This is a genomic window from Paludibaculum fermentans, from assembly GCF_051172195.1.
GTDB classification, from domain to species: Bacteria; Acidobacteriota; Terriglobia; order Bryobacterales; family Bryobacteraceae; genus Paludibaculum; species Paludibaculum fermentans_A.
On record NZ_JBPJAQ010000001.1, the window covers coordinates 5787451 to 5814359 of the forward strand.

A 26909-nucleotide genomic window follows, 5' to 3' on the forward strand; every position below is an offset into this window, starting at 1 on the left:
ATAGAGCCCCAAGTAAATTCACATGCTTAGTCTCCTCGACCGTTTGAAACAAGGTATACAGAAGACCCGCACCGGCCTGGTCAGCAAGGTGGAAGACGTTCTTCTCGGCAAGAAAGAGATCGATGCCGATCTGCTGGAAGAGCTCGAATACACACTGATTTCGGCGGATATCGGGGTGCGGACCGCGAACGAAATTCTGGAAGGGATCCGGCAGCGGGTGGACCGCCACCTGGTGAACGATCCTTCAGAACTGCGGCAGTTGATCAGTGAACACCTGCTGGGCGTGCTGGAGGCGAGTGACCGGCCGTTGAATTTCGCGGCTGAGGCTCCAACGGTGGTGCTGATGGTGGGGGTGAACGGGTCTGGCAAGACGACGACGACGGGCAAGCTGGCGGCGCGGTTTTCGGGCGAAGGCAAAACCGTACTGATGTGTGCGGCCGATACATTCCGGGCGGCGGCGATTGAGCAGTTGGAAGTCTGGGGCCAGCGGACGAAGAGCGAGATCATCCGGCAGTCGCAGGGGGCCGATCCGAGTGCGGTGGTGTTTGACGCGCTGCAGGCGGCGAAGGCGCGCAAGAGTGACATCCTGCTGGTGGACACGGCGGGGCGGCTGCACACGAAGGCGAACCTCATGACCGAGTTGGAAAAGATGCGGCGTACGTCGGGGCGGGTGATTCCGGGTGCTCCGCACGAGGTTTGGCTGGTGTTGGACGCGACGACGGGCCAGAACGGCCTGGAGCAGGCGCGGAAGTTCACTGAGTCGGCTGGTGTGACCGGGCTCATCCTGACGAAGCTGGACGGTACCGCCAAGGGCGGCATCGTGGTGGCGATTACGCGTGAGCTGAATCTGCCCATCCGCTTCATCGGCGTAGGCGAGCAGGCTGAGGATCTGCTGCCGTTCGAGCCGGAAAAGTTCATCTCCTCGTTGTTTGAGGCCTAAGCATGGACTACTTACGAATTGCACTTGATTTGGCCAAACAGGGCCAAGGCCGGGTAGCCCCGAATCCTTCGGTGGGGGCTGTACTGGTGCGGGACGGCGCTGTCGTGGGACAGGGCTTTCATACGTGGGCGGGCGTGAAGCACGCAGAAGTGTTGGCGCTGGAGGCGGCGGGCGACCAGGCTCGCGGGGCTACGCTCTACCTTAACCTGGAGCCGTGCTGTCACATGGGCCGGACGGGCCCGTGTGTGGAAGCGCTGATCTCGGCCGGTGTGAAGAAAGTCGTGGCGATTCAGGAAGACCCGAATCCGCAGGTGGCGGGGCAGGGTTTTGCGCGGCTGCGGGCGGCGGGTGTCGAGGTGGAGATTGAATCCTCGCTGGCTGATGAGGCCACGGATCTCAACCTCGCCTTTTTTCATTACATGAAGACGGGCCGGCCGCTGGTGACATTGAAGTCGGCGTTGACGCTGGACGGGAAGATCGCGGCTCCGGAGGACAACTCCGGCTGGATCACATCGGAGCGGGCACGGGCGCATGTGCAGCAGATCCGGCATTTGCACGACGCGATCCTGACGGGCATCGACACAGTTCTCTCGGATGATTGCCTGTTGACGGACCGCAGCGGGCTGGAGCGGTCGCGGCCTTTGCTGCGCATCGTGGTGGATTCGCAACTGCGAATTCCGCTCACGTCGAAGATGGTGAAGAGTTTCCAGCACGATTTGCTGGTGGTGTGCAGTTCGGTGGCGTCTCCGGCGCGGCGGCATGAGTTGGAGAAGCTGGGGATTGAAGTGCTGGCGGCGGACGGGCCCGGCGGGCGTACTGATCTGAAGAAGATCGTACAGGTGCTGGGGACGCGCAAGTATCTGTCGCTGATGATTGAGGCGGGTAGCAAGGTGAACTGGTCGGCACTGGAGTACGGTGTGGCGGACCGGATCTTCTTCTACTACGCTCCGAAGATTCTGGGTGGCTTGCAGTCGCTGCCGGTGGCGGGCGGAATTGGCAAGCGGCGGCGGGCCGATGCGATCAAATTCACGGGCACGAAGCTGCATGTGATTCCTCCCGACGAGTTTGTGGTGGAAGCCTGGCTGCAGAAGAGCTGACGCATGTTTACGGGGATCATCGAAGAATTGGGGATTGTCGAGGCGATCGAGCCGCGGTCGACGGGCAGCCGGCTGCGGGTGCGGGCGCCGCTGGTGTGCTCGGATGCAAAAGAGGGCGACAGCATTTGTGTGAGCGGCGTGTGTCTCACGGCTGTCGATTTGAAGCCGGGGAGTTTTGGCGCGGATGTTTCTCCGGAGACGCTGACCCGGACGAGTTTGAAGCTGGCGAAAGTGGGCGCGGCCGTGAATCTGGAGCGGGCGCTGCTGCCGACGACGCGGTTGGGCGGTCACATCGTGCAGGGCCATGTGGACGGAGTCGGCGAGATTGTCTCCATCGAGTTGCTGGGCGATGACAACTGGCTGCTGCGGGTGCGGGCGCCTCGGGAGCTGGACCGCTATCTGGCGTTCAAGGGGTCCGTGGCGATTGACGGGATCAGCCTGACGATTGCGGCGATTGAGAACTGTGAAGTATCCGTGGCGGTGATTCCGCACACGTATTCGCATACGACGCTGAAGCAGAGGAAGCCGGGGGATCCGGTGAATCTGGAGACGGATGTGCTGGCGAAGTATGTGGAGAAGATGCTGGGGGGGCTGGATGTGAAGGGCTCGTCGATTACTCTCGAGGGGTTGCTGGAGCAGGGGTACTGAGCGAGGAAGAAGCTATCAGCTGTCAGCCATCAGGTGTCAGCTTGGGCGTGCCCGCGGTCCGGCGCTGTTGTCTTTGTTGAGCTGTCAGCTGATTGCTGACAGCTGAAAGCTAGATCGCCGCTACATCGTGAATCGCCGCAACAAGCTCCCTCACTCGTAGCGGAGGGCGTCTACGGGGTCGAGGTTGGCTGCCTTCAGGGCGGGCCAGGTTCCGAAGAAGAGGCCGATTGAGACGGAGACTCCGAAGCCGAGGGTGATGGCCCAGCCGGGCACGATTGAGGGCAGGGAAGGTACGAGCTTCCCGATGATCAGCGTCAGCAGGACCGAGACAAAGACGCCCAAGGCTCCGCCCAAGCCGGTTAAGGTCACCGCTTCCATCAGGAATTGCGCGATGATGTCGCCTTTGCGGGCTCCGATTGCCTTGCGGATGCCGATCTCCTTGGTTCGTTCCGTCACCGAGACCAGCATGATGTTCATGACTCCGATGCCGCCGACCAGCAGGCCGAGGCTGGAGAGGGCTACGGAAACCACCACGATCACGCTGAGGATGCCGTCCAGACGGTTGATGATCTGATCGGCGGTGGTGAGGCCGAAGTCGTCGTCAGCCCCCGGAGGGGTATGGCGGAGGCGGCGCAGGAGTTGTCGGATCTCCTCGAAGGCCTCGTCCCGCATGCCCGGGCGCGCGTGGGCGACGAGGATCAGGCGGTCCTCGGTGGGGAAGCGCTGGCGGGCGGTCTGGTAGGGGATGACGATTTGCGTATCCTGGCCGTTCTGGCCGAAGAAGCCGCCTTTGGCTTCGGTGAAGACTCCGATGACGGTGTATTCGGTGCCGGCGACGCCGATGGTGCGGCCGGCTGCGCGGCCATCGGGGAAGAGGGCTTCGGCGACCAGCGGACCGATGACGCAGACGCGCATGGCGCGTTCCGCCTCTTCCGGTGTAAATACGCGGCCTTCCTTCACTTCGCGAGGCTGGAGATTGAAGGCATTGCCGCTGTAGCCGACGAGGGCTACGTTTTCCGTTTCAAAGCCGGGGACGCGGGCCGTGATCAGGCCGCTGGTTTCCGAGGTGATGTAGAGCTGCAGGCTGACATCTTCGACCGCGCGGACGCTTTGGCGGATGTACTCGGCGTATTCGGGCCGGATGGGGCGGCGCTTCATTTCCTTGAGGGAGCCGGGGGCGCTGGGGTCGCGATTGAAGCGATTGAGAAAGATGTTGTCGGGGCCGAATTCGGCAAAGAAGGTGACGATGCCGGCGCGGAGGCCGCTGGTGAGGCTGCCGACGGTGACGACGGTGGTGATGCCGATGACGATGCCGAGGATGGTGAGGCCGCTGCGAAAGCGGTGGGTCCATACGGCGTCGAGGGCCATGTTGACGTTTTCGCCAAAGTGCATGCGGACCATGGTTAGTCGGCCCTCAGCGCTTCGACAGGATCAAGACGGGCCGCTCGGGAGGCAGGGTACCAGCCGGAGAGAATCCCCACGGCGCTGGAGACGAAGAGGGATAGGAAGACGTAGGGCAGAGTCACGGCCAGATGGACGCCGGCGATGATAGAGGCGATGCGGGCGACTCCGGCGCCGATGCCGAGCCCGATGAGGCCGCCGATGGCGGAGAGGAAGACGGCTTCCAGCAGGAACTGGAGCATGAGGTCGGTGCGGCGGGCGCCCAGGGATTTGCGGACGCCGATCTCGCGGGTTCGTTCGGTAACGGAGACGAGCATGATGTTCATGATCACGATGCCGCCGACGACCAGGGAAATGCACGTAATGGGGACGACCACGGCTCCGATCAAGGCCATGATGCGGCCGATGAACTCGCGGATGGAGTCGGGAGTGAGGGTGTCGAAGTTATCGGGGCGGCCGGGGCGGGCTTTGAAGCGGGTGCGGAGGGCGACGCGGGAGAGGTCGAGGGCCTGTTCCAGGGTGAGTCCGGTTTCAGGGCGGGCGCGGGCGAAGAGCAGCATGGTCTTCTCGGGTCCGTAGAGGCGATTGAAGACGGTGGCCGGGATGAAGGCGACGTTGTCCTGGGACTGGCCTCCGGCGCTGCCGATTTTCTCCTGGACACCGATGATGGTGAACTCGAAGCCGCTGATTTTAATGAGTTTACCGATAGGCGACCGGCCGGTGAAGAATTCTGTACGGATGTCCTCGCCGATGATGGCGACGGGTACTTTGTTGTGCTCCTCCTGCTCAGTGAAGAAGCGGCCGTCGGTGAGGTTCACCTCGCGGATCTCGGCCAGGTTGGCGGAGACGCCGATGATGGAGGTGCTCTCGAAGAGCCGGCCTTCGACGTGGATATCCTCGGCGCGCAGGCGGTAGGGGCTGTAGAGGACTTGGTCGCCCGTGGTCTGGCGGAGGTAGGCGTAGTCGTCGGGGCGGATCTGGTGGTTGTACTTGAGCTTTTCGATGCGTTCGCGGCGGGACAGGCGCCCGACCTGCAGCAGTTGACCGATCTGGTAACCGTCGCTGCCGAAGACCTTGGATGTGGTCTCTTCGGCGTAGTTGCCCAGCCCTTCGATGGCGGCGCCGACGATGACGACGCTGCTGACTCCGATGATGACCCCGAGGAGGGTGAGGAAGCTGCGCAGCTTGTGGGCTCGAAGCGAGGCCACGGCCAGGGATGCCGCCGTGGTGACGGTGTAGGTGAATCTCATGGGTGCGAATGTTTCATGGGATATGATTCATCGGCAGAACGGGGGTTGCATAACAGAGTACAATGAAAAAGATCTGGTGGCGGTTCTGACCGACCATTAGTGAATAAAAGTAGAAGGCTGTGGAATTTTCCAACAGCCACTTAGCGTTCGAGCAACGGCAGCCTGGAGTGGAGGGGTTCACCCTAACTGGCCGTTGGTTGCAGCGAAGCCAAGCAGCACGTGACTCGTAGAAGTCGGGCTTGGATCGCATGTTTGGAGGAGGCTGGCCGTGGGACTTTCACTTCAAAGTCTGCCGCCCCGCATTGTTACGGGAGGTTCGGCAGACCAAAGCTGGCAAGCTGATGCCGGCCGCTATCGCATTGAATTCACCGGAAACATCCTAGAAGAGCTTCGGTTTGAAGCATCGCGGGCCATGAATGGCTATGCGTGTCTGGGCATTGGTGGAGTCCTGTTGGGCCGCCGGAGCGCGGATGGGGATGTGGTGGAGGCCTGGAAACCGATCCACTGCGACCATTCGCGGGGGCCGGGCTTTCTGTTGTCGGCGCGTGACGAAGCGGCGCTAAGTGCCTTCCTGGAAGGGATTTCGGTTGCACCGGCCGCCGGCAGCGACGTTGCCCAACCGGAAGTGCTGGGGTGGTTCATTTCGCATCCCAAGGGCGAGTTGGAAGCAACCGAAGCCGAATTGGAGTTGCATCGCCGCCATCTGCCGGTGGGCAGCCTGTTGATGATTGTGCGGCCCGACCGTTTGGGTGACGCCGAAGTGCAGATTCACGTCGCGTCGCAGGATGCGCCCGGCGTGGTGGACGCGGTGGAGCCCCTGCTGATCATCGAACCGCTGCCGATTGCCAAGCGCGAACCGGGCCAGCGGCGGCAGAAGAAGTCAATTGAGGCGCCGTCCGTCCTGGCAGCGCTGAGCGGGCAGCAGCATGCGCAGCAGGAACTGACAGTCGAACCTGAGCCTGAACCCGAACTCGAAGTCGAACCAGAGGTCGAACGCGAGGCAGGAAAGCGGGAGCCGGACTTCCGGGTTATCTGGGGGTTACTGGCTGTTTCCGCCGTACTGCTGGGATTGGGCATCACGGGGTTTGTATTGCTGGTCCGCCCGCGGACGCCGGCGGTGAAGGTGGCCAATCTGCCTCCGGATCCTCCGATGGAGATGCTGTCGCTGCATGCGGCGCATCGCGACGGCGAATTCACCATCACCTGGAATGGGACGTCGGCGGCGGTGCGGTATGCCAGGAAGGCATCACTTGAGCTGCACCAGAACTCCAAAGTGGTCGTGATTCCGCTCTCCCGCAAGGAGATGGTCTCCGGCGAGTTCCGCTATAAGCGCCATCAGGGCGGCGAAACGGTGCTGGCGAAGCTGGTGCTGCAGGGCGACGGCGGGGACAGCTTTGAAGAGACGACGGAAATTGTCGATGGTGGCGCCGCGATTGCGTCGATGATGTCAGTGACACCCGACATGGTGCCGCCGGCCGCCCGTCAAAAAAACTAACTCAGTCAAGAATCGCCATTCATCTTCTCTTACGTGGACGGAATATCTTTCGTCCAGGAGAACTTGGCGGCTGACGTGCAGCGTTGCGGGTAATTCCTCCGCTTTCTAAAGTGCAAATTGCACGGCTGCCCGGTATGGCTGCGCGAGTTCTCCCATTCGAATCCGATCTCGAAAAGAGGACTTGGCATGAAGCGATTTGTGTGTCTATTTTCCCTGCTGGCTGTTTCGGCCGTCGCTGCACAGGCGGCTGATATTGTTGACACCGCGGTGAGCGCGGGCAGCTTCAAGACGCTGGTGGCGGCGGTGAAAGCGGCCGGGCTGGTGGAGACGTTGAAGAGCCCGGGACCATTCACGGTGTTTGCCCCGACGGATGAAGCATTTGCGAAGCTTCCGGCGGGCACGGTGGAAGGGTTGTTGAAGGATCCCGAGAAGCTGAAGAAGATCCTGACTTACCATGTCGTCGCGGGCAAAGTGATGGCGGCGGACGTGGTGAAACTGAAGAGCGCGAAGACGGTGGAGGGCGAAGCTGTGAAGATTATGGTTTCCGGCTCCAAGGTGATGGTGAATCAGGCAACCGTTGTAAAGACCGATATTGCCTGTGACAATGGCGTGATTCACGTGATCGATACGGTCATCCTGCCGAAGAAGTAAATGGCCGCCCACCTTTCTGGCCGGCGCCAGTCCTGACGCCGAATCCGGTTCCGATTACCGATAGATGGCGATTTGATGACGGGCCCGGAGTGTGTCCACCCGGGCCCATTTGTTGACAGCGGGCGCCCTGAGTCTGTCGTATGATGTTGCTGTACAAAGCTCTCGCAAGGTGGCACACCCGATGCAGAAGACGATTTTTACCCTGACCTCACTGTTCGTGCTGAGTCTGAATGCTTTCGCGGCCGGCGTAACCGGCACCTGGAAGATGTCCGCTCAAGCTCCGGACGGCAATACCCACAAGTTCGATTTGGTTCTCAAGGAAGCCAGCGGCAAGTTTGACGGGACGCTGGTCTCGGAGCAGGGCTCGCTGCCTTTGCAGGACTTGGCCGTTACGGCGGAAGACGTGGCGTTCAAGATCACGATGGATTTTGGCCAGATCGCATTCAAGTTGAAGCAGGACGGCGATGCGATGAAGGGCAATCTGGTGTTGCCGGACGGCAGCACGGGCCCGGTGACGGGGAATCGGGACGGCGCCTCCGCGCCGGCGGCCACCCCGACGGCGGCGACCGATGCCACGGGTAAATGGAAGGTTGTGTCCAAGGATAGTGAAGGCCGTGAAATGAAGAGCACGCTCGACCTGAAGCAGGACGGGACGAAGCTGACCGGCCAGATCATCATGGAGAGCGGCGACGAAGCACCGATTTCCGACGGCACGGTGGATGGCCCGACCTTCTCCTTCAAGATCCCGACGGGCGAAGGGTCGTTCTCGGTGACCGGCAAGATTGAAGGCACATCCGTGAAGGGCACGTTCCAGACTCCGAACGGCACCAAGGGTTCATTCAGCGGCTCGAAGTAGACCGCTTCTCTTTCTCTCCTCCCCACGGCCCAGGGCCCGGAACCAGCTTCCGGACCCTGGGCCGTTTTGCTCTCCTTGCCAGTCTGGTAAAGTATTCAAACGAAGAGGAGCTTTCCGGATGTCCAATCCAATCACCCGCCGTGTTTTCGTTTCCACCCTGTCGGCGGCGCCCGCTGTGCTGGCCGGCGACAAGTCTGGCCTGAAGCTACCCACGACGGGCCAGGGCGCGTACATGTTCGAGGTGATCCACGACTGGGGCGAGTTGCCGCGTACGATCAAGTACGGAAACACGCACGGCGTGGGCGTGGATTCGCAGGGCCATGTCTATGTCCACCACACGGTGCATGCCACCTCTGAGTCGGAAGACACGATGGTGGTTTTCGACAAGAAGGGCAAGTTTGTCCGCAGCTGGGGCAAGGAGTTCAAGGGCGGCGCCCACGGGTTGACGTTGCGCAAGGAGGGCCGGGACGAGTTCCTGTACCTGTGCGACACCAAGCGGGCGCTGGTGGGCAAGTACACGCTGAAGGGCGAAAAGGTGTGGGAGACGGGCTATCCGTCGGAGGCTCCGGGCTACAAGCCGGGCGCGGATGGGAAGAAGCAGAAGTTCAGCCCGACGAACCTGACGGTGGCTCCGAATGGGGACGTGTACGTGGGTGACGGGTACGGCTCAAGCTATATCAACGTGTACAGTCCGAAGGGCGAATGGAAGTTCTCGTTTGGCGGCAAAGGCAAGGCGGCGGGGCAACTGGATTGCCCGCACGGGATCGCATTTGACAGTCACGCGAAGGAGCCGCGGATCCTGGTGGCCGATCGCAGCAACCGGCGGCTGCAGTATTTCTCGCTGGACGGCAAGCACCTGGGTTTCGGCGGCGAGGGCGACGTGAAGCTGCCGTGCCACTTCGACCAGCGCAAGGGCCTGCTGCTGGTGCCCGACCTGGAGGCGCGCGTCACGCTGATGGACATGAACTACAAAGCGGTGGCGCAGCTGGGTGAGGACGATACGAACACCTGGGGCAAGCTGCGCAAGGAGCCGCGCGATAAGTTTATCCCGGGCAAGTTCATCTGCCCGCATTCGGCGTGCTTCGACAAAGACGGGAACATTTTTGTGGTCGAATGGGTTGAGGTGGGCCGGGTCACGAAGCTGCGGCGAGTGGCTTAGGGCAAGCCTCCGACTCAATCATGGATCCGATCACAATCCGGTTGGCCGAACCGGCCGACGCAGAATTCCTGGTGCGCGGCAACGCGTCGATGGCGCTGGAGACTGAGCATCTGTCGCTGGATCTCGACCGGCTGCGGGATGGCGTGCATGCGCTGTTCGAAGATACTTCACGAGGCGTCTATTACGTGGCGGAAGTGAAAGGCCGGCGAGTGGGCCAGATGATGATCACGTATGAATGGTCTGACTGGCGCAACGGCATGTTCTGGTGGATCCAGAGCGTGTGGGTGGAGCCGGAATTCCGTGGGCGGGGCGTCTTCAAGGCGTTGTACGCGCACGTGGAGCAACTGGCGCGGGGCGACGCGGGGGTGTGCGGGCTGCGGCTGTATGTCGAGCAGGACAACGAGCGCGCGCAAGGCACGTATGTCCGCTGTGGCATGAAGCGCACGGCGTACCAGATGTTTGAAGCGGATTTCGTGCTCAACCGGACCGAGTAGCTGGCGGCTGCATGGAGATCATTCAGCACTGGATCACGCAATACGGCTACTTCGGCATCGCTGCGCTGCTGGCCCTGGGCATCGTGGGGCTGCCGATACCCGATGAGACCCTGCTGACGTTCGCGGGCTACCTGATTTTCAAGGGCGAGTTGAAGGCGCTGCCGACTGGCCTGGCGGCACTGGCGGGCAGTATATCCGGGATCACGATCAGCTATGTGCTAGGCCGGACGACGGGCTATCCGCTGCTGCACAAGTATGGGCGTTATGTCAGGATCTCGCAGAAGGAGATCGACAAGGTCCACGACTTCTACCACCGTACGGGTGGGTTGGCGCTGACCTTCGGCTACTTCATCGCAGGCGTGCGGCACCTGACGGCGTATGTGGCGGGGGCTTCGAAGCTGGAATGGCCGATATTCGCGGCGTTCGCCTATGGCGGAGCCGTGCTATGGGCGAGCACGTTCCTGACGCTGGGCTACCTGCTGGGCGAGCGTTGGGGCACGATCCTGGAAGCGGCGCACCGGTTCGGACTGGCAGCGGGGCTGGTGCTGGGGGCGGCGGCAGCGGGCTATGGCTGGTGGTGGTGGCGCCGGCGATCGCGCAGTAAGGCTAACGGCGGGCCAACCACCTGATAATGGCTTCGGCCTGGGTGAGCGCGACGTAGTGGCCGGAGTCTTTCACCGGGATGAACTCGGCGCCGGGAATCACCTCGGCGAGGTACTCCGCATTTTTGATGGAGGCGATTCGGTCCTGGTCGCCGTGCCAGATGCGGACGGGGACGCGGATGGACTCGTATTCAAAGCCCCAGTCGCGGCTCATCAGCAATAGATCGTGAACGAGGCCGAAGGTGCCCTGGCGGAAGGCCTCGGCGCGATCGGGTATCATCATTTGCACCATCTCGTCGCGGCTGAGCACGTTGGCGTCGGCGGGCACTTCGACGCGGGCGCGTTCCAATTCGAAGCCGCGCGGGTCGTGCTGGCGGCGTTTATCCAATTGCTGGAGGCGGCGGCCCATGAGGCCGGGCATCCAGCCGGCGAGGCGGACCTGGAACATCCAGGCGCGGGGAGCGGCCAGGCGGAGCTCCTCGACGTCCATGACGGTGATGGGCGCGGCGATGGCGACGCGGTCGACGCGGTCGGGTAGGCGGGCGGCGACGGCCAAGGCCAGGGGCGCGCCGGCGGACCAGCCGAGGACGCTGAATTTCTGGGCGCCGAGTTGTTCGGCGAGTTCATCGGCGTCGACAGCCCAATCGGCGTAGCTGCCTACATCGTCGACAGGTGAGAGGCCGACACCGGGGCGATCGATCCCAATCCAGCGGATGCCGAAGCGGCGCAGGACCTGTTCGTTCGCGATCATTTCCAGGCGCGAGCCGAGGAAGCCGTGGAAATAGAAGACGGGGCGTCCGCCGGGATCGCCGCGCTCGACGACTCCGATGCGGCGTCCGTCGTGGAGAATGATGGTGCGGCCCGGGGCTCCGGTCTCGCGCGGCTCAAGCTGCCTGCCGGGTCCCATCAGGTACCAGGTGCCGGCCGCCAGGACCACAGCAGCCGCCGGCAATGCTACCCAACGAATTCTCATGCCTGCTTCAATACCTCGCGAGCGCAGTTATAGCCGGGCGCGCCCATGACTCCGCCGCCGGGATGGGCGCCGGAGCCGCACAGATAGAGCCCGGGGACCGGCGTCCGGTAACGGGCCCACCCCGCCACGGGACGCATCACGAACATCTGTTCGAAGCTCATCTCACCATGAAAGATATTACCGCCTGTGAGGCCGAAGCGGCGTTCGAGATCAAGCGGAGTGAGAACCTGCATGTCGACGACGATGTCGCGGATGTTGGGGCAGTACTCGGCGATGAGGTCGAGGACGTGGCTGCCGTAGGGTTCGCGGAGCTCATCCCAGGAGGTGGAGCCGCGGCCGTCATCGAAGCCGGCGCCGGGGCCCGTGGGCGGCTTCAGGGTGTAGGGTGCATATTGGAGAAACGCACCCATGACGTGATGGCCGGCGGGGGCGAGCGACGGGTCGTACATCGTCGGGATGGTGAGTTCGATGAGGGGCCGCTGGGAGGGGCGGCCGTATTTGGCGTCATCCCAGGCTCGCTCCACGTAATCGATGGAGGGGCAGATGTGCATGGTGGCGCGGTGCAGGGGGAGCGGGGCTCCGGGCAAACAGGTGAACTCGGGCAGGCCTCGGAGGGCGAAATTGATCTTAAGAGAGGTTCCTTCGCAGCGGAACTGGCGGATGGAGTTCGTGAAGTCGGGCGGCAGGAGGCTGGGATCGAGGATTTCGAGAAAGGTTCGCTTGGGATCGAGGTTGGATGCAACCACGGGCGCGTGGTACTCGTCACCACTTTGGAGCACGACGCCCCGCGCCTTTCCGTGCCGGACAATAATCTGCGCCACCGGTGCGTCAGTCAGGATCGTTGCGCCGCGCTCCTTAGCCGAAGTGGCGAGGGCTTCAGAGACCGCCCCCATGCCGCCGCGCACGAAGCCCCACAGGCCGCGATGGCCGGCCACGCCGCCCATGCAGTGGTGCAGCAGGATATACGCTGTGCCGGGCGAGCGGGGACCGCCGTTGGCGCCGATGACACCGTCTGTAGCCAGGGTGACTTTCACTTCCGGGGATTCGAACCACTCGTCGAGGAAGTCGCTGGCGCTCATCGAAAAGATCTTGACGAGGCCGGTGATTTCCGCGGTATTCAGGCCGCGGATCCGTCCGGCCACACGGAGCCACTCCACCATTGCGCCGAGGCCGTTTGGCGGAAACGGCGGAGGGGTGGTGAGGAGCAGGCTTTCGGCGACCTGGGCGAGCTTCTCGATGTGGGCTTCGTAGGCGGGGAAGCGGCGGGCGTCGCGCGGTGAGAATTTGGCGATCTCGTCGAGGGTATTCTGGGCGTCCTGCCAGAAGAAGAGATGGCGTCCATCGGGGAAGGCGCTGAAGAAGGCGGGGTCCTTGGCGTCGACGCGGTAGCCGTGGCGTTCCAGTTGGAGTTCACGGATGATGCGCTCCTGCAGCAGGCTGGTGAGGTAGGAGGCTGTGGAGACGCGATAGCCGGGCCAGACCTCCTCTGTGACGGCGCAACCGCCGACGAGATTCCTGCGCTCGAGCACGAGGACTTTCTTGCCGGCCTTGCCGAGATAGGCTGCGCAGGTGAGGCCGTTGTGGCCTCCGCCAATGACGATCGCATCGAACTGCCCTGAGTGCATTGCTGTGAGACTACCAACGCGGCGAGGCTCCTGCAACAATAGAGGGACTCCTTTCTGCCGATCATGAGCACCCGCGATAACTTAATCAGTCAGCTGCGCGCTTACCGCGCTTTCAATCCCCACGAAGAGAAGATGCGGGCGCGCATTCTGGCGTTTGTGGAAGAGCACGCCGACTGCTTTGAACGATCGCTGCTGGTGGGCCATGTGACTGCGTCCGCCTGGGTATTGAGCGAGGACCGGACGGAGACGCTGCTGGTGCATCACGCGAGGTTGGATAAGTGGCTGCAGCCGGGCGGGCACTGCGACGGGAATCCGGATGTCCTGGGCTCCGCGATGCGTGAAGTATTGGAAGAGACGGGCGTGGAGGGCGTGCCGGCGGGCGACGGGATTTTCGATGTGGATGCGCATGAGATTCCAGCCCGGAAAGCGGAACCGGCCCACATCCATTACGATGTGCGGTTCCTGTTGACGGCCGACCGGCGCCGGCCCCTGGTGGTGAGTGAGGAGTCGCGAGACGTGTCCTGGGTGCGACTGGACGAAGTGCGGTTGTTGAACACGGATGAATCGGTGTTGCGGCTGGTGGAGAAGAGCCGGAGCAGCGCCAACTAAGCACCATCCAGCGTTCCGCGGACTTTCCGGGCGAGTTCGTCGACGGTGAAGGGTTTGGGCAGGAAGCGGGCGCCCGGGGCGACCAGGCCGCGTTTGAGCGCCTGCTCTTCGGAGTGGCCGGATATATAGAGAACCTTTAACTGGGGCTGGAGTGCCAGCAGCGTTTCGGCCACAGCGCCTCCGGCGGAATCGGGCAGGTTGATGTCCGTCAACAGCAGGTCGATTTTTCCACTATTTCCCTGAAGAATCCTGGCCGCCTCTTTGCCGTCGGCGGCCTCCAGCACCTGGTAGCCGCGTTTGCGCAGGATGCTGGTGATGAGGCGGCGGATCCCCTCCTCATCCTCGACAAGCAGGATGGTCTCTGTACCTGCGGACGCGGTGGCGGCGGTTGTTGGCAATGGTTCCACCTCACCTTCCACTCGCGGAAGGCAGATGGTGAATGTTGTACCACGATTTACACCGCTTTTCACACGAATGAGGCCGGCGGCCTGATGCACGATGCGTTGGACCGTGGCGAGCCCGAGTCCGGTGCCGCCCTGTTTGGTCGTAAAGAATGGTTCGAACAGGCGGGCCTGCGCGATCTGGTCCATGCCGCAGCCGTTGTCGGTGACGGAAAGTACGGCATAGTGGCCCGCGCGGGCATGCGACTCTTCGGGCTCGAGCCAGGCGCGGCGGGTGGAGATGTGAATCTGCCCTCCACGGCCGCGGAGGGCGTCCCTGGCATTCAGGACGAGGTTGACCAGCACTTGGTCGATGCGGCCGCGCTCTGCCGCGACAAACCCGGTGCGGGGCGAGAGGCGAAAGGTCAATTCCAGGTTGGGCGGCAGCAGACGCCGGATCATGCCGTCCATGTCGTAGATGGCTCCGTTGAGGGGCGTGGTCCTGTGGGGCGGAGCGACCTGGCGGCGGCTGAAGGAAAGGAGTTCCTTGACCAGCCCGGACGAGCGCCGCACGGCATTCTGGATTTCGCGCGAGTTTTCGCTGAGCGGATCGATGGGCGCCAGTTGATCGAGCAGGATATGGTTGTGTCCGTTGATGATCGTCAGCAGGTTGTTAAAGTCGTGCACGATGCTGGCGACGAGGTGGCCGGCGACCTCGATGCGCTGCACGTCGATGAGGCGGCTTTCCAGTTTTTTGCGCTGGGTGATGTCGGAAATGAAAGCAATTACAATCGGTGTCCCCTTCCAGGACGATCGACGCAGGTCAATTGCGACGGGAAATTCCGTGCCGTCCTTACGTTTTCCGGTGTAGTCGGCGCCCTGTTCCGGGTGCGGATCGTTCCCGCTGAGGAAATAGTGAATACGAGGATCGGGATTCGGGGCAGCGCCGTTGTCGGGCAGCAGCATTTCGATGGGATGGCCTTCCATCTCGGCGCGAGTGTAGGCGAACAAACCCTCGGCGCCGCCGTTTGCCAGCAGAATTGTACCTTTGGAATCAACCAGCAGGATCGCCTGCGGAGCCGCCTCGAAGACGGTGCGCAGTGGTGTCTCGAACGCATCAGCGGGATGTAAGCCGGAATAAGCCGTACCTACGGCGCGGCCCCAATCCTGAGCCATCCTACCAGCCTCCCTAAGTGGACTCCGCCCGGAACACTTCTTCGGCAGGTGCACGCAGTATAATTCGATGCGTCGATGGTGTCTACCCTAAATTGGTGTAATTCCGGAAACTAAGGTGGAATTGTGGGGGAGACGACACATTAAGCTGGTTCCTGCATTGTGCCGCAATGGATCGTTCCGAGGCCGAGTACCAGATCGACGCAATACAAACCGATGACATCGCGAGTGGGAAACAGGCGGGCCAGAATATTTAGCGCGATGCGGTCGTTCGGGTCCTGAAACACCGGCACCAATACGACGCCATTGGCGATATAGAAATTCGCATAAGAGGCGGGCAGGCGCTGGCCGTTGTATGACACGGGGCGCGGCATGGGCAGTTCGACAACGCGGGGCGCCCGACCGTCGAGGCCCTTCATGCGGCGCAACAGGCGGACGTTTTCCGCCAACGGTTCATAGTTCGCTTCTTCGCGGTCTTCTTCGACGACGATGGCGATGGTGCGCTCGTCGGTGAAGCGAGCCAGGTCATCCACGTGTCCGTGGGTGTCATCTCCGGAGATTCCGCGATTGAGCCAGAGGACTTTCTCGACCCCGAGATAACCTTCAAAGAGCGCTTCGAGGTGTTCGCGCTGCAGTCCCGGATTCCGCGACTGGACGCCGCTGAGCAGGCATTCCTCGGTGGTGAGCATCAGGCCGGCACCGTTGACGTCGATGCTGCCGCCCTCGAGCACGACACGGCGGCCATTCCACTCGGGCTTCACCAGGGCGGATTTTGAGACGCGCGCGGCCTTCTCGCCGGCCGAGTCGTCATTCTTCCAATTGGGATATTTCGCCCAGCCGTTGAAGCGCCATTTGGTGGCGATTTTTTCGCCGGAAGCGGTCTTCACAAAAAGCGGGCAGTAATCACGCGTCCAACTGCGGTTCGTCTCCGCGGTGACGAGGCGGACGTTGCTGTTCCAGGCACCGCACTTCTCCAGCACGGCGCGGGCGCGTTTCTGGTGGGCGGCGGGGACCAGGATCCTGACCTCTTCGCGGCGGCTGAGAATGCGCACGATCTCGCCGTAGAGGAAGGGAATTGGCGTAAATTTGCCGGGCCAGTCGGTGGTCTCGTGCGGCCAGCCCAGCCACGTGGCCTCATGCTGCGCCCATTCGGGCGGCATGCGGTGAGTTATTTGTTGCCCAGCCACCGCTCGGTGATCCCCCCATAAAAATCAATGCGGCGATCGCGCAGGAAGGGCCAGTTGCGGCGGACTTCCTCGATGCGGCGGCGGTCGCACTCGACGACGAGGATCTCTTCCTGGTCGTGGGAGGCCTCGGCCAGCAGCACGCCGAACGGATCGGCGACGAAGCTGTTGCCCCAGAACTCCAGGCCGCGCTCCGGCGTGCCCTCGAAGCCGACACGATTCACGGCGGCGACGTAGACACCGTTGGCGATGGCGTGGCCGCGCTGGATGGTGCGCCAGGCGTCGAGCTGGGCGGCTCCGTACTGCGCCTTCTCAGCCGGGTGCCAGCCGATGGCGGTGGGGTAAAACAAAATGTCAGCACCTTGTAGGGCGGTGAGGCGGGCGCCTTCCGGGTACCACTGATCCCAGCAGACCAGCACACCGATGCGGCCGAATGGGGTTTCGAAGTTCTTGAAGCCCAGGTCGCCCGGGGTGAAATAGAACTTCTCGAAGAACAGCGGATCGTCCGGGATATGCATCTTGCGGTAGATGCCCTGGAGGGCGCCATCGGCATTCAGGATGGCCGCGGTGTTGTGATAGAGGCCCGCGGCACGGCGTTCGAAGAGGCTGGCGACGATGACGACGCCGAGCTCTTTGGCGAGCCGGCCCATGACATCGGTGGAAGGACCGGGCACGGGCTCGGCCAGGTCGAACAGGTCGGCACTTTCGTCGCGGCAGAAATATTGTGAGCGGAACAGCTCCTGCAGGCAGATGATCTGAGCGCCGCGCTGAGCCGCCTCTCGCACCTTGGCGGCCGCCTTGTCGAGATTCTCTTGCGGATCAAGCGAACACGAGGTCTGGACCAGCCCGATGCGGAACTTGGTTTGGGATTCCCCAGGCATACTACGATTGTTCCATATGGTCTTGTCTCAGGTCACTCGCCGTCGGGCAGTACTTGCCATTCTTTGCGCCTTTTCCGCCCTGGGCGCGGTCCCAACGCCCAAGGATCACTTCGGCTTCACGCCTGGTGACGACTACAAGTTGGCCAACTACCAGGAAGTGATTAGTTACTTCCAGAAGCTGGCCGCGGCGTCGGACCGCATCAAGCTGGTGGAGTTCGGCAAGAGCTCGGAAGGGCGCGCGACGTATGTGGCGTTCATCAGCTCGGCGGAGAACCTGAAGAAGCTGGATCAGTACAAAGAGATGAACCGGCGGCTGGCCTTGGGCCTGGCGACGCCGGAGGAAGCGGCCAGGCTGTCCGCTGAGAGCAAGGCGATTGTATGGATCGATTCGGGGCTGCATGCGACCGAGGTGGCCCCGGTGCAGCAGGCTCCGCACCTGGCCTACAGGATGATCACCGGGGAGACGGAGGAGATCCGGCGGATCCGCGACAACGTGATCCTGATGCAGGTGCCGGTGATCAATCCGGACGGGTTGGACATGACGGCGGGCTGGTACAGGAAGAACGTGGGGACACCGCACGAGCTGGCGCCGCTGCCCACGCTGTATCAGAAATACTCGGGGCACGACAACAATCGCGACTGGTTCATGTTGAACCTGCCGGAGACGAGGAATGTCTGCCGGCTGCTGTTCCGGGAGTGGTTCCCGCAGATTGTCTACAACCAGCACCAGGTGGCTCCGTTTCCGGCGCGTATTTTTATACCGCCTTACGCCGAGCCGTTGAATCCGAATATTCCGGCGGCGGTGATGGAAGGGATCAACGGGATTGGGGCGGCGATGCGGGAGCGGTTTGCGCGGGAGAACAAAGCCGGGGCGATATCCTACAACGGCTTTGATGCGTGGTGGAATGGCGGCCTGCGCTCGGCTCCGGCGTTCCACAACATGCACGGCATCCTCACCGAGACCGCGCTGTATCAGTACGCGACGCCGAAGGAATACAAGCTCAGCGAGATTCCGGAGCGGTTCGCCAACGGCATCCCGGCGCGGGAACCGTCGGTGTTCTACGAGAAGCCATGGCTGGGTGGGCGCTGGGCGCTGATGGATGCCGTCGACTACATGTTGACCGCCGATTTCGCGATTCTCGAACTGGCGGCTTCGCGTCCGCGCCAGTTCCTGCACAAAGCCTGGGAGATGGCCCAGGCGCAGATCGAGGCCGGGCAGAAGGGCGGGCCGTACGCCTATGTGATCCCCGCGGATGCGGGCAATGCGTGGCAGGCGGCCGAGATGCTGCGGCGGCTGCAGGGGGCGGGCGTGGAAGTTCGCAAGACGACGGCCGCGGTGGAAGTGGGCGGCAAAAGCTACCCCAGCGGGTCGTACCTTGTGCTGACGGCGCAGCCATTCCGCGGATACATTGTGGATCTGATGGAGCCGCAGAAGTACCCCGAGATCCGGTCGAGCGCCAACGGTCCGGTGAAGCGGCCGTATGACCTGGCGGGCTGGACGCTGCCTTACCAGATGGGCGTGCAGTACGCGCGGATCGAGCAGCCTGCGGCCATCGGGTCCGAGCTGATTGGCGATTTGCCGGCGCAGGAGCCTCCGGCTTCCTGGCTGCCGAAGCCGGGCGCGCCCAAGGCCCGGGTGGCGGTGTATGAGCCCTTTCTGCCGAACAGCGATTCGGGCTGGACGCAGTGGACGCTCGACTATTTCCATGTGGGCCACACGGTGGTGCATAACGCGGACCTTCGGGCGGCGGACCTGCGGTCGCGTTTCGACACGATTATCCTGGCGCAGCAGACGATGAACTCGATCCTGCACGGGACGCGGGAGGGCGAGCGGAGCGGCCGCGGGGAACCGCAGGGTGAGGCTGCGCACAACGTGCAGCGGCCGGAGTTCACGGGCGGAATCGGCGTAGAGGGAGTGCGGAGCCTGCAGGAGTTTGTGAAGCAGGGCGGGACGCTGGTGGCGCTGGATTCAGCGACGGAACTGCCGCTGGCCCTGTTCCCGATTGGGGTGCGCGGCGTGCTGCGGGGCGGGGAAGAGGAGAGCGCGGGCGGCTGGTCGTGCCCCGGGTCGCTGCTGCACCTGAATGTGGATACGGCGCATCCGCTGGCGCAGGGTGTGGCGAAGGATGCGATTGCGACCTCGACGGGCGGACAGGCGTTCGACATCACGATGCTGCCCGAGTTCAACCAGGGCGATCGCGAGGTGAAGGTGGTGGCGAGCTACGCCAAGACGAATCTGCTGGCCAGCGGCTGGATTGCGGGCGAACGGATTGTGGCCGGCAAGCCTGCCGTGATCTCCGCGCGCATGGGCCAGGGGCGGGTGGTCCTCATCGGCTTCCGGGCGCAGTTCCGTGGTCAGAGTTTTGGGACGTTCAAGTTCCTGTTGAACGCGATCTACCAAAGTGCCGGGCAGAATTAGGCGCGGTTTTCGGTATACGAATAAACGGCGAAAAAACAATCCTGGATTGGTATGGTATGGTCTCTTCATCGACTGGGAGGTCCCATGAAACGACGCACGTTCCTGAAAACAGGCGCCGGCGCAATTAGCCTGAACGCCTTTCCGTACCATTTATTTGCGGGTACAACACAGAAACAAGCCAGCGATGTCGTGACGCTGGGCCCCCGTAAGATCAAACTCAGCCGGTTGGCCATGGGCACTGGCACCAACGGGTCGGGCGGCAGTTCGAACCAGACGAAGAAGCTGGGGTTGGAAGGTGTCGCGAACATGATGCGCGCCGCCTACGACAACGGCATCACCTTCTGGGATTCGGCCGACCAGTACGGCACTCACGCGCATCTCAAGGAAGCGCTCAAGAAGACGCCTCGGGAGAAGGTGACGATTCTCTCGAAGACCCACGCTTCCACGGAAGCCGAGATGAAGGCCGATATCGACCGGTTCCGGCGCGAGATTGGCACCGACTATATCGACATCCTGTTGTTGCATTGCATGATGGACGCCGATTGGCCCCAACGCAAGAAGGGCGCCATGGAATACATCAGCGAATTGCAGGAGCGCGGCATTGTGCGCACCAAGGGCGTCAGCTGCCACACCATGGGTGCGTTGAAGGCTTCGGCCGCTTCGCCCTGGGTGGAAGTGGACCTCGCCCGGTTGAACCCGGCCGGCGTCGCCATGGACGCTTCGCCCGCGGAAGTGATTCCGGTTCTGAAGCAGATGAAGGCTTCGGGCAAGGGCATCATCGGGATGAAGATTTTCGGGGCGGGGAAGCTGCGAAACAAGACGGACGAGTGCCTGCAGTTTGCGCTGTCGCAGGATGTGCTCGACTGTTTCACCATCGGCAGCGAGAACATCAATGAAATGCAGGAGCTGACGAAGAAGATTCCGGCGGCCAGTACGCGGGGATAGCGGGTATACAGAAGCCCGGATCCGCGCCCTCCGGAATGGCGCGAATCCGGGCTTTCGTGTGTCTGGGGTTAGCCCTTGGCGCTCCACGCGCGGATCGAGGCGATCTCGGCCGGCGGGATGCTCAGGTACTCGAGGAAGCCCTGGTGCTCCTTCGGTTCAGTGCGCTCAAACTCAACGTGCAGCTTGTGCATCTGGTCTTCCGTGATGCCGGCGGCACGCAGGATGGCTACGAACTTGTCTTTCGTCATGTGTGTATGACCTCCTGAGATCCACGTTGAGGCGTGAAGCGATAGACGGGTCAAGCAGGTTTTTCTATTTCTTGGGGACCAGGAGCTCAATGTCCTTGAACCAGACATCCGTGGGCTTCTTGGACCCGTGGGTTTGCAGGCCGAGAACGCCTTCCACGCGGCCGGGCTTGTCGTCGGGCAGATAGAGCGTGCGGGCGCCGTTCACGTGGAATACGATGCGGTGGCCGTGCAGGGACGCTGTGAGCTGGTTCCAGTCGTTCGGCTTCACGGTGCCGTTGTCCTCTGGGCCGGTGACCCACTTGCGTCCGCCAGGGCCTGTTTCCCAGAAGCCGCCCGTACCCTTCTTCTCGTCGATCTCGACTTCGTAGGCGGCGAGGTTCGTGGGTTCCGTGCGAACGAAGAAGCCTGAATTGCCGCGCTGGATCTTGAACTTCAGGCGGACCGTGAAGTCCGTCAGGGACAGGTCGGAGACGAGCATGCCGATCTTCTCGTCGCCCTCTACCGAGTGGGCGTAGATGGTGCCGTCCTGGACGGTGATGCTACCGCCGCCGCGCGCCTTCCAGCCGTTGAAGGTTTTGCCGTCCCACAGCGGCTTCCAGACGTGGCTGCCGTTGTCCTGGATCCTGATGTTCTTCCAGCGCACCTGCACGGGCTTGGGACCCTTGTAGGCGTGGACCTGGAGCCCGATGAAACCGGAAAGGTCCTCGGAGTCGGTCAGGTTCGCGCAGGGGACGCCGTTGATCCAGGTCTTGATGGAATCGCCGGCGGCTTCGATGCGGTAGTGGTTCCACTGGTTGTCCTTGAAGGCCTTGGAGGCGGCGGGATCGCTGGAAATGTTGTCGAGCCAGCCGCGGCGGGCTTCGTCGTAGATGCCGCCGGAGGCGCCGGACTTTTCGTCCGCCACTTCCACCTGGTAGCCGTAGACGCGGCCCTGGGGCTCAGTGTGCTGGGCGCTCTTCGCACCGTCGAAAGTAGTGACAACGGTTTCCCGAGGATAGCGGTGAGCGCGGATCTGGACTCCTGAGTTCAGCAGCGGATCGGTTTTCGTGTCGAACTCGAGGACGAAGTCGCCGAACTCCTTCTTGGAGCAGAGGAAGCTGTTGGGACTGCCTTCCACGGTCGTGCCGGTGATTTCGCCTTTCTCGACGACATAGGTGGCTTTGCCGTTGCAGACCTCCCAGCCTTTGAGCGTCTTGCCGTCAAACAGCGGGGTGAAGGGGTTGTCGGCGGCGGCAAGCGTTGCCGCGCCCAGGAGGGTGAGTAGAAGGATGCGAGACATGGGGGCCAGAGACATCGTATCCGATGCGCGGGTCCTCTACTCACAAGCCGGAGACGTAAACGGCGAGGGCGTGGCGCAGGCGGGCGTCGAGATTGCCGAGATCAACAGTGCCCGGCCGCTCTGTGCGCTCCAATAGTTCATCTTCCGAGTAGCGTTGGCCCAGCCCGTTGATGGGCTTTACGTTGCCGCCGGCGTAGGAGCGATCCGCGCCATCGGCGCCGTGACAGCGGCTGCAGAGTGAGGTGTAGATGTCGCGGCCGGTGGTCCAGGCCTGCAGGTCGGCTTGCGCCTGGCTGGCACTGGGTGAGACGCGGCGCACATGCAGGGTTTCGTCCAGTAGCAGGTACAAGCCGTTGGACAGGGGCAGGACAAAGGGCCCGGAGGGGGTGGCGGCGAGCAGCAGGGCTAACAGGAGGGGCCTCAAACGGGCAGGGTAGCACAGCGGAGAAAGACCGGAGCCGCAGGGTGGGTCATGTTGGGGGCATGTCACCCTGCGGCCGGATCTACTCCAGATCAGTTGAGGCGCCGGCTCTACACTTGGGAGGGCGTAAGGGCAGGCTTACTTACTGGTCCGGGAGCGCATTGCCTGGGGGCCGCCGCGGCCCATACCCATGCCGCCCATGCCGCCGGGTCCCTGAGGCATTGAATCGAATTTCGTCTGTTGGTCGGGCGTGAGGATGGCGTAGAACGCCGCTTCCGCCTTGCTTTGAACGGAGGTCACCTGGCCGTTGATCGCGCCGAGCTGAGTCGCGGCCTGGTCGATGGCGACGGTGTCGTTCTTTTTCACCGCGGCAGCCAGGGTGTCGTGAATGGTCGAGACGTTGGCGCGAGCACTGGTTGTGGCCGTTTCCGCCTCAGTGAAGATCGTCGTGGCCGAAGCCTTCTGGGCGTCGCTCAAGCCCAATTGCCTGGTGAGCCGCTCCACGCGGAATTGGACGCGGGTGGCTGCGTCAGGTGGGCTGCCGCCGTTCATGCGGCCCATCCCCGGTCCCTGTGCGAAGACGAACGCCGAGCTGATAGCCGCGGCGGCGATGAGTCTGCTGAGTTTGTTCATGTGGTTGCGTCGAACCTCACAACCATAGAACGCCAGTTTTCCGGAATGGGTTGCTTTCGCCCAGGTAAAGGATTGTTAAGTGCCGGCGATCGCGGGATCCGGCTGTCTTTTCAACGCTTTTTCAAGGTGACGGCCAAGCCTCCGCCCTGCGAGTAGACCACTGTCTCCAGTTCAGGCCGGGCTGCGATGGCCTTCATGTACTCCGGCACCATCTCGACGTTGTGGGCCAGGATCAGCCCGCCGGGCCGCACTAGGGGCAGCAGTTTGGTGAGGTAGTCGAGGTACCCATCCTTGTCGGCATCGATGAAGACTATATCGATAGGGAGCTTGAGCTGCTTCACGTTCTGGTGTGCGTCGCCCTGGATGATGGTGACCAGCTTTTCCACCCCGGCCTTGCGGAAGTGCTCCTGCGCGATGGCGGCGCGGCGCGGGTCGAGCTCAAAAGTGGTCAGGTGACCGTGCGTGCGGTCCAGGGCCATGCAGAACCAGAGTCCGGACAGGCCGGTGGAGGTTCCGATCTCCACCACGTTTTTAGCCCCCGTGGATTCCGCCAGCAAGCGCAGCATGCGGCCGTCAGTCTCCGGTACATTGGCCCAGACCTCATCCGCCTGGACTGCTTCCTCCAGGACGGAGAGGATCAGCTTCTCCGTCGCTGTCCTGGGCTGCGACGGGGTTTGATCCTCGCGGGTCACGGGATTGCGGCGCAGGCGGGGCTGCCAGCCGCTGGTGAGCGGCGGGCAGACCAATAGCAGTCCTAGGACGAATAGGAGTCTCATAGAAGAAAAAGCGCAGGTACTGCTGTCAATCTACAACGGCGCGGGATCGAAAGAAAGAGTTACGTCGCTTTCCCAATGGTTAATTCGCCGTCATCCGGTTCCACCACCAGCAGGCAAATAGATGGTGAATCCAATAGTGATTCCGGGGGGCGATCCGTTTCACGATTTGCGCCCTCGGGGCCCGGTCTCGCTGGCAGCTCGCGGCCTTTCGGCCGGCTTCCTCCTCCTGCTCCTGATGGTTTAGAGTGATCGGTTTACCAGGTCGCGTGCTTCAGAGACAATGCTCTCCAGGTGCTGCTCGCTGACCAGGCTTTCGGCGTACAGTTTGTAAATGTTCTCAGTGCCCGAAGGGCGGGCCGCGAACCAGCCTTGATCCGTGACGACTTTCAGACCCCCGATCGCCGCGCCGTTGCCTGGGGCTTGGGTCAATTTGGCGGTGATAGGCGCTCCGGCCAGCGTTTCATCGGTGACGGCCGAGGGCGAGAGCTTGGCGAGTTTTGACTTCTGCTCCGGCGTGGAAGGGGTGTCGATGCGCGTGTAGTAGGAGGCGCCGAACTCACTGGTAATGTCCTGGTAATGCTCGCCGGGATCGCGCCCGGTCCGCGCCGTGATTTCACACGCCAGCAGACCCAGGATGAGTCCGTCCTTGTCGGTGGTCCAGACGTTGCCGTCCCGGCGCAGGAAGCTGGCGCCGGCGCTTTCCTCGCCGCCAAAGGCGACGGTGCCGTCGAACAGGCCCGGCGCAAACCATTTGAAGCCGACCGGGACTTCGTACACAACACGCCCCAGGCTGCCGACGACACGGTCGATCAGGGCACTGGAGACCAGGGTCTTGCCGATGCGGGCGGCCGCGGACCATTCCTTGCGATGGGTGAGCAGATAGCGGATCGCCACGCAGAGGTAGTGATTCGGATTCAGGAGGCCCGAGGAACGGGTGACGATGCCGTGGCGGTCGGCGTCGGGGTCGTTGCCGAAAGCGATGTCGAACTTATCCTTCAATTGCACCAGGCCGGCCATGGCGTACGGGCTGGAGCAGTCCATGCGGATCTTGCCGTCGTGGTCGACAGTCATGAAACCGAACTGCGGATCGACGCTGGGGTTGACGACAGTCAGGTCGAGGTTATAGCGGGCCGCGACCTCCGACCAGTAGTAGACGGCCGCGCCGCCCAGGGGATCCACTCCAATCTTCAAACCAGCCTGGGCGATGGCCTCCATGTCGACGACGGCCGAGAGTTCGCGCACGAAGCCGGGGATGAAGTCGAACTCGTGCACGCAATCGGCCTGGATGGCCCGTTCGTAGGGGAGGCGGCGCACCCCGGCATTGTTCGCGCGCAGCAGTTCGTTGGCACGGTTCTGGATCCAGTTGGTGACGTCTGTGTCGGCGGGACCACCGTTGGGCGGGTTGTACTTGAAGCCGCCGTCGGCGGGCGGGTTGTGGGAGGGCGTGATGACGATGCCGTCGCTCCAGCCGGAAGTCATGCCGCGATTGCGCTCCAGGATGGCGTGGCTGACCACTGGCGTCGGGGTAAAGCCGTCATCCTGCTGGATCAGCGTAGTCTGCTCATTGGCAGCCAGAACTTCCAGGGCGGTACGCTGGGCGGCGGCCGACAGCGCATGGGTGTCCTTGCCCATCACCAGGGCGCCGGTATAGCCCTTCATGCCGCGGTACTCGCAGATCGCCTGGGTGATGGCCAGGATGTGCGGCTCGGTAAAAGTACTGTTGGTGGAGGTGCCCCGGTGCCCGCTGGTGCCGAAGCTGACGAGCTGCTGCGGGTCGCCCATATCGGGCCGGTTGGCGTAGTAGTCGTGTTCCAGCCGGGCCGTATCGATCAGCAGTTCAGCCGGAGCCGGCTTGCCGGCGAGGGGGTTCAGGGCCATAGGGACATGATAGACAGCCCGGGCGTGCCGGTGGGGCGGGCCTCTATTCCGGCTGGAAGTAGCGGCCCGGCGTCTGGCCTAACTCACGGCGAAACATGGCGATGAAGGCGCTGGTGCTCTGGTAGCCCAGTTCCTCGGCGATACTCTGGACGCCCTGGCCCGCGGCCAGCAGTTTCAGGCTCTGCAGCAGCTTCTGACGGCGCAGCCATTGGCCCAGGCTCAGAGCGGTTTCTTCCTGGAACAGGCGTTCCATGGTGCGGCGGCTGGCTCCGCAGGCTCGCAGAAGCTTGGGCACGGGGGTGGACGCGCCGCCCTCCGAGGCTGCTAGTGCCGCGAAGCGTACGGCCCGCTCGTCCTTGGGCGCGGGCAACTGCAGGGGGACGCTGTGGAGTACCTTTAACTCGTCCAGCAGGACGCCGATCAGATGGCGCTGCTCGGGTTTGCGGGTGTCGAGCACGCTCCACTGGATCGTGCGGACGATGATCTCGCGCAGCAGGCCGGTGACGTTGACAACGCAGCAGTCCGCCGGTGCCCAGCCGCTGGGGCGGATGTCGGCCCGTACGTAAAGATTGCGCAACGCGACCGTGCCGGACATCTCCAGGCGGTGCTGGACGCCCTGCGGAATCCAGACGGCGCGATGCGGCGGCAGCACCCAGGCGGCCTGCTCCGTCCTGACCGTGAGAACACCCTGCGTGGCGTAAATCAGTTCGTGCCAGCCGGGGGCATGGGGCGGGATCAGGGCCGTATTCGTGAGAGTGACGCCGAAGCTTCTGACGAGGATGGTGGGATCCAGGTACAGTTGGCGAGTTTTCGGCATGAACTGGCAATATAGCGTGATCCTGCCCGCGGCGCCATCCCTTAGAATCCGTTTAGACCGAAACAGTTGGAGGGA

Annotated in this window: 26 protein-coding genes; 12 read left to right on the forward strand and 14 right to left on the reverse strand. The window is 62.8% G+C overall.

Going from position 1 to position 26909, the window contains the following annotated elements:
• The first annotated feature begins 22 nt into the window (after positions 1 to 22).
• The 3 genes from ftsY to ACR9Y2_RS23190 are packed head-to-tail and all read left to right on the forward strand — an operon-like array spanning position 23 to position 2685.
• Complete coding sequence (gene ftsY / locus ACR9Y2_RS23180) at positions 23 to 940, forward strand: signal recognition particle-docking protein FtsY (protein WP_435044037.1); 918 nt, start codon at positions 23 to 25, stop codon at positions 938 to 940.
• Between the two features lie 2 nt (positions 941 to 942).
• Complete coding sequence (gene ribD / locus ACR9Y2_RS23185; RefSeq protein ID WP_435044038.1) at positions 943 to 2037, forward strand: bifunctional diaminohydroxyphosphoribosylaminopyrimidine deaminase/5-amino-6-(5-phosphoribosylamino)uracil reductase RibD; 1095 nt, start codon at positions 943 to 945, stop codon at positions 2035 to 2037.
• Between the two features lie 3 nt (positions 2038 to 2040).
• Entirely contained in the window at positions 2041 to 2685 is a 645-nt protein-coding gene (locus ACR9Y2_RS23190; protein WP_435044039.1) for a riboflavin synthase, read from the forward strand.
• Between the two features lie 150 nt (positions 2686 to 2835).
• On the opposite strand, the gene ACR9Y2_RS23195 is transcribed toward ACR9Y2_RS23190, so the two are convergent.
• Together ACR9Y2_RS23195 and ACR9Y2_RS23200 are read right to left on the reverse strand one after the other, a co-directional pair.
• Positions 2836 to 4086: an ABC transporter permease gene (locus ACR9Y2_RS23195; RefSeq protein WP_435044040.1), complete on the reverse strand. Its 1251-nt coding sequence runs from the start codon at positions 4084 to 4086 to the stop codon at positions 2836 to 2838.
• A gap of 2 nt (positions 4087 to 4088) precedes the next feature.
• On the reverse strand, positions 4089 to 5336 hold the full coding sequence (locus tag ACR9Y2_RS23200) for an ABC transporter permease (RefSeq protein WP_435044041.1): 1248 nt from the start codon (positions 5334 to 5336) through the stop codon (positions 4089 to 4091).
• A 268-nt stretch (positions 5337 to 5604) separates the two neighbouring features.
• On the opposite strand from ACR9Y2_RS23200, the gene ACR9Y2_RS23205 reads away from it, so the two are divergent.
• From ACR9Y2_RS23205 to ACR9Y2_RS23230, 6 genes are all read left to right on the forward strand, one after another.
• Positions 5605 to 6831: a hypothetical protein gene (locus ACR9Y2_RS23205; RefSeq protein WP_435044042.1), complete on the forward strand. Its 1227-nt coding sequence runs from the start codon at positions 5605 to 5607 to the stop codon at positions 6829 to 6831.
• A 186-nt stretch (positions 6832 to 7017) separates the two neighbouring features.
• On the forward strand, positions 7018 to 7482 hold the full coding sequence (locus tag ACR9Y2_RS23210) for a fasciclin domain-containing protein (RefSeq protein WP_435044043.1): 465 nt from the start codon (positions 7018 to 7020) through the stop codon (positions 7480 to 7482).
• A gap of 181 nt (positions 7483 to 7663) precedes the next feature.
• Positions 7664 to 8338: a hypothetical protein gene (locus ACR9Y2_RS23215; protein WP_435044044.1), complete on the forward strand. Its 675-nt coding sequence runs from the start codon at positions 7664 to 7666 to the stop codon at positions 8336 to 8338.
• Positions 8339 to 8456: 118 nt separating this feature from the next.
• Entirely contained in the window at positions 8457 to 9497 is a 1041-nt protein-coding gene (locus ACR9Y2_RS23220; protein WP_435044045.1) for a hypothetical protein, read from the forward strand.
• 20 nt (positions 9498 to 9517) lie between these two features.
• Positions 9518 to 9991: a GNAT family N-acetyltransferase gene (locus tag ACR9Y2_RS23225; protein ID WP_435044046.1), complete on the forward strand. Its 474-nt coding sequence runs from the start codon at positions 9518 to 9520 to the stop codon at positions 9989 to 9991.
• A gap of 11 nt (positions 9992 to 10002) precedes the next feature.
• The gene (locus ACR9Y2_RS23230) at positions 10003 to 10620 is read left to right on the forward strand and encodes a DedA family protein (RefSeq protein WP_435044047.1); all 618 of its coding nucleotides are present in this window, start codon (positions 10003 to 10005) and stop codon (positions 10618 to 10620) included.
• On the opposite strand, the gene ACR9Y2_RS23235 is transcribed toward ACR9Y2_RS23230, so the two are convergent.
• Together ACR9Y2_RS23235 and ACR9Y2_RS23240 are read right to left on the reverse strand one after the other, a co-directional pair.
• Complete coding sequence (locus ACR9Y2_RS23235) at positions 10598 to 11566, reverse strand: alpha/beta fold hydrolase (RefSeq protein ID WP_435044048.1); 969 nt, start codon at positions 11564 to 11566, stop codon at positions 10598 to 10600. The genes ACR9Y2_RS23230 and ACR9Y2_RS23235 overlap by 23 nt on opposite strands.
• Entirely contained in the window at positions 11563 to 13191 is a 1629-nt protein-coding gene (locus tag ACR9Y2_RS23240) for a phytoene desaturase family protein (RefSeq protein WP_435044049.1), read from the reverse strand. Before ACR9Y2_RS23240 ends, ACR9Y2_RS23235 begins: the two co-directional genes overlap by 4 nt.
• Positions 13192 to 13254: 63 nt before the next feature.
• On the opposite strand from ACR9Y2_RS23240, the gene ACR9Y2_RS23245 reads away from it, so the two are divergent.
• Entirely contained in the window at positions 13255 to 13800 is a 546-nt protein-coding gene (locus tag ACR9Y2_RS23245) for an NUDIX hydrolase (RefSeq protein WP_435044050.1), read from the forward strand.
• Here ACR9Y2_RS23245 and ACR9Y2_RS23250 read toward each other — a convergent pair.
• The 3 genes from ACR9Y2_RS23250 to ACR9Y2_RS23260 all read right to left on the reverse strand — a co-directional run bounded on the left by ACR9Y2_RS23250 (position 13797) and on the right by ACR9Y2_RS23260 (position 17418).
• A complete protein-coding gene (locus ACR9Y2_RS23250; protein WP_435044051.1) occupies positions 13797 to 15356 on the reverse strand; it encodes a hybrid sensor histidine kinase/response regulator in 1560 nt (519 codons plus the stop codon). The two genes, ACR9Y2_RS23245 and ACR9Y2_RS23250, sit on opposite strands and share 4 nt — an antisense overlap.
• A gap of 140 nt (positions 15357 to 15496) precedes the next feature.
• Complete coding sequence (locus ACR9Y2_RS23255; RefSeq protein ID WP_435044052.1) at positions 15497 to 16513, reverse strand: agmatine deiminase family protein; 1017 nt, start codon at positions 16511 to 16513, stop codon at positions 15497 to 15499.
• A gap of 8 nt (positions 16514 to 16521) precedes the next feature.
• Positions 16522 to 17418: a carbon-nitrogen hydrolase gene (locus ACR9Y2_RS23260; protein WP_435044053.1), complete on the reverse strand. Its 897-nt coding sequence runs from the start codon at positions 17416 to 17418 to the stop codon at positions 16522 to 16524.
• Between the two features lie 16 nt (positions 17419 to 17434).
• On the opposite strand from ACR9Y2_RS23260, the gene ACR9Y2_RS23265 reads away from it, so the two are divergent.
• Positions 17435 to 19837: a M14 family zinc carboxypeptidase gene (locus ACR9Y2_RS23265; RefSeq protein WP_435044054.1), complete on the forward strand. Its 2403-nt coding sequence runs from the start codon at positions 17435 to 17437 to the stop codon at positions 19835 to 19837.
• Between the two features lie 84 nt (positions 19838 to 19921).
• Positions 19922 to 20782, forward strand: a complete 861-nt coding sequence (locus tag ACR9Y2_RS23270) for an aldo/keto reductase (protein ID WP_435044055.1) — start codon at positions 19922 to 19924, stop codon at positions 20780 to 20782.
• A 68-nt stretch (positions 20783 to 20850) separates the two neighbouring features.
• On the opposite strand, the gene ACR9Y2_RS23275 is transcribed toward ACR9Y2_RS23270, so the two are convergent.
• The 7 genes from ACR9Y2_RS23275 to ACR9Y2_RS23305 all read right to left on the reverse strand — a co-directional run bounded on the left by ACR9Y2_RS23275 (position 20851) and on the right by ACR9Y2_RS23305 (position 26834).
• Positions 20851 to 21030: a hypothetical protein gene (locus ACR9Y2_RS23275; RefSeq protein WP_435044056.1), complete on the reverse strand. Its 180-nt coding sequence runs from the start codon at positions 21028 to 21030 to the stop codon at positions 20851 to 20853.
• Positions 21031 to 21094: 64 nt separating this feature from the next.
• The gene (locus tag ACR9Y2_RS23280) at positions 21095 to 22309 is read right to left on the reverse strand and encodes a 3-keto-disaccharide hydrolase (protein ID WP_435044057.1); all 1215 of its coding nucleotides are present in this window, start codon (positions 22307 to 22309) and stop codon (positions 21095 to 21097) included.
• A gap of 40 nt (positions 22310 to 22349) precedes the next feature.
• Entirely contained in the window at positions 22350 to 22733 is a 384-nt protein-coding gene (locus ACR9Y2_RS23285; RefSeq protein WP_435044058.1) for a hypothetical protein, read from the reverse strand.
• Positions 22734 to 22868: 135 nt separating this feature from the next.
• Complete coding sequence (locus ACR9Y2_RS23290) at positions 22869 to 23363, reverse strand: Spy/CpxP family protein refolding chaperone (RefSeq protein ID WP_435044059.1); 495 nt, start codon at positions 23361 to 23363, stop codon at positions 22869 to 22871.
• Between the two features lie 110 nt (positions 23364 to 23473).
• Positions 23474 to 24139 carry an O-methyltransferase gene (locus ACR9Y2_RS23295; RefSeq protein WP_435044060.1) on the reverse strand — a complete coding sequence of 222 codons (666 nt, stop codon included), beginning with the start codon at positions 24137 to 24139 and terminating at the stop codon, positions 23474 to 23476.
• 240 nt (positions 24140 to 24379) lie between these two features.
• Positions 24380 to 26017: a phosphoglucomutase (alpha-D-glucose-1,6-bisphosphate-dependent) gene (gene pgm / locus ACR9Y2_RS23300; protein ID WP_435044061.1), complete on the reverse strand. Its 1638-nt coding sequence runs from the start codon at positions 26015 to 26017 to the stop codon at positions 24380 to 24382.
• A gap of 43 nt (positions 26018 to 26060) precedes the next feature.
• Complete coding sequence (locus ACR9Y2_RS23305) at positions 26061 to 26834, reverse strand: AraC family transcriptional regulator (RefSeq protein ID WP_435044062.1); 774 nt, start codon at positions 26832 to 26834, stop codon at positions 26061 to 26063.
• Positions 26835 to 26909 lie beyond the last annotated feature (75 nt).

Coding starts and splice junctions, on each gene's coding strand:
- ftsY (WP_435044037.1), top strand. CDS start 23: ATGCTTAGTCTCCTCGACCGTTTGAAACAAGGTATACAGAAGACCCGC.
- ribD (WP_435044038.1), top strand. CDS start 943: ATGGACTACTTACGAATTGCACTTGATTTGGCCAAACAGGGCCAAGGC.
- ACR9Y2_RS23190 (WP_435044039.1), top strand. CDS start 2,041: ATGTTTACGGGGATCATCGAAGAATTGGGGATTGTCGAGGCGATCGAG.
- ACR9Y2_RS23195 (WP_435044040.1), bottom strand. CDS start 4,086: ATGGTCCGCATGCACTTTGGCGAAAACGTCAACATGGCCCTCGACGCC.
- ACR9Y2_RS23200 (WP_435044041.1), bottom strand. CDS start 5,336: ATGAGATTCACCTACACCGTCACCACGGCGGCATCCCTGGCCGTGGCC.
- ACR9Y2_RS23210 (WP_435044043.1), top strand. CDS start 7,018: ATGAAGCGATTTGTGTGTCTATTTTCCCTGCTGGCTGTTTCGGCCGTC.
- ACR9Y2_RS23215 (WP_435044044.1), top strand. CDS start 7,664: ATGCAGAAGACGATTTTTACCCTGACCTCACTGTTCGTGCTGAGTCTG.
- ACR9Y2_RS23220 (WP_435044045.1), top strand. CDS start 8,457: ATGTCCAATCCAATCACCCGCCGTGTTTTCGTTTCCACCCTGTCGGCG.
- ACR9Y2_RS23225 (WP_435044046.1), top strand. CDS start 9,518: ATGGATCCGATCACAATCCGGTTGGCCGAACCGGCCGACGCAGAATTC.
- ACR9Y2_RS23230 (WP_435044047.1), top strand. CDS start 10,003: ATGGAGATCATTCAGCACTGGATCACGCAATACGGCTACTTCGGCATC.
- ACR9Y2_RS23235 (WP_435044048.1), bottom strand. CDS start 11,566: ATGAGAATTCGTTGGGTAGCATTGCCGGCGGCTGCTGTGGTCCTGGCG.
- ACR9Y2_RS23240 (WP_435044049.1), bottom strand. CDS start 13,191: ATGCACTCAGGGCAGTTCGATGCGATCGTCATTGGCGGAGGCCACAAC.
- ACR9Y2_RS23245 (WP_435044050.1), top strand. CDS start 13,255: ATGAGCACCCGCGATAACTTAATCAGTCAGCTGCGCGCTTACCGCGCT.
- ACR9Y2_RS23250 (WP_435044051.1), bottom strand. CDS start 15,356: ATGGCTCAGGATTGGGGCCGCGCCGTAGGTACGGCTTATTCCGGCTTA.
- ACR9Y2_RS23255 (WP_435044052.1), bottom strand. CDS start 16,513: ATGCCGCCCGAATGGGCGCAGCATGAGGCCACGTGGCTGGGCTGGCCG.
- ACR9Y2_RS23260 (WP_435044053.1), bottom strand. CDS start 17,418: ATGCCTGGGGAATCCCAAACCAAGTTCCGCATCGGGCTGGTCCAGACC.
- ACR9Y2_RS23265 (WP_435044054.1), top strand. CDS start 17,435: ATGGTCTTGTCTCAGGTCACTCGCCGTCGGGCAGTACTTGCCATTCTT.
- ACR9Y2_RS23270 (WP_435044055.1), top strand. CDS start 19,922: ATGAAACGACGCACGTTCCTGAAAACAGGCGCCGGCGCAATTAGCCTG.
- ACR9Y2_RS23275 (WP_435044056.1), bottom strand. CDS start 21,030: ATGACGAAAGACAAGTTCGTAGCCATCCTGCGTGCCGCCGGCATCACG.
- ACR9Y2_RS23280 (WP_435044057.1), bottom strand. CDS start 22,309: ATGTCTCGCATCCTTCTACTCACCCTCCTGGGCGCGGCAACGCTTGCC.
- ACR9Y2_RS23290 (WP_435044059.1), bottom strand. CDS start 23,363: ATGAACAAACTCAGCAGACTCATCGCCGCCGCGGCTATCAGCTCGGCG.
- ACR9Y2_RS23295 (WP_435044060.1), bottom strand. CDS start 24,139: ATGAGACTCCTATTCGTCCTAGGACTGCTATTGGTCTGCCCGCCGCTC.
- pgm (WP_435044061.1), bottom strand. CDS start 26,017: ATGGCCCTGAACCCCCTCGCCGGCAAGCCGGCTCCGGCTGAACTGCTG.
- ACR9Y2_RS23305 (WP_435044062.1), bottom strand. CDS start 26,834: ATGCCGAAAACTCGCCAACTGTACCTGGATCCCACCATCCTCGTCAGA.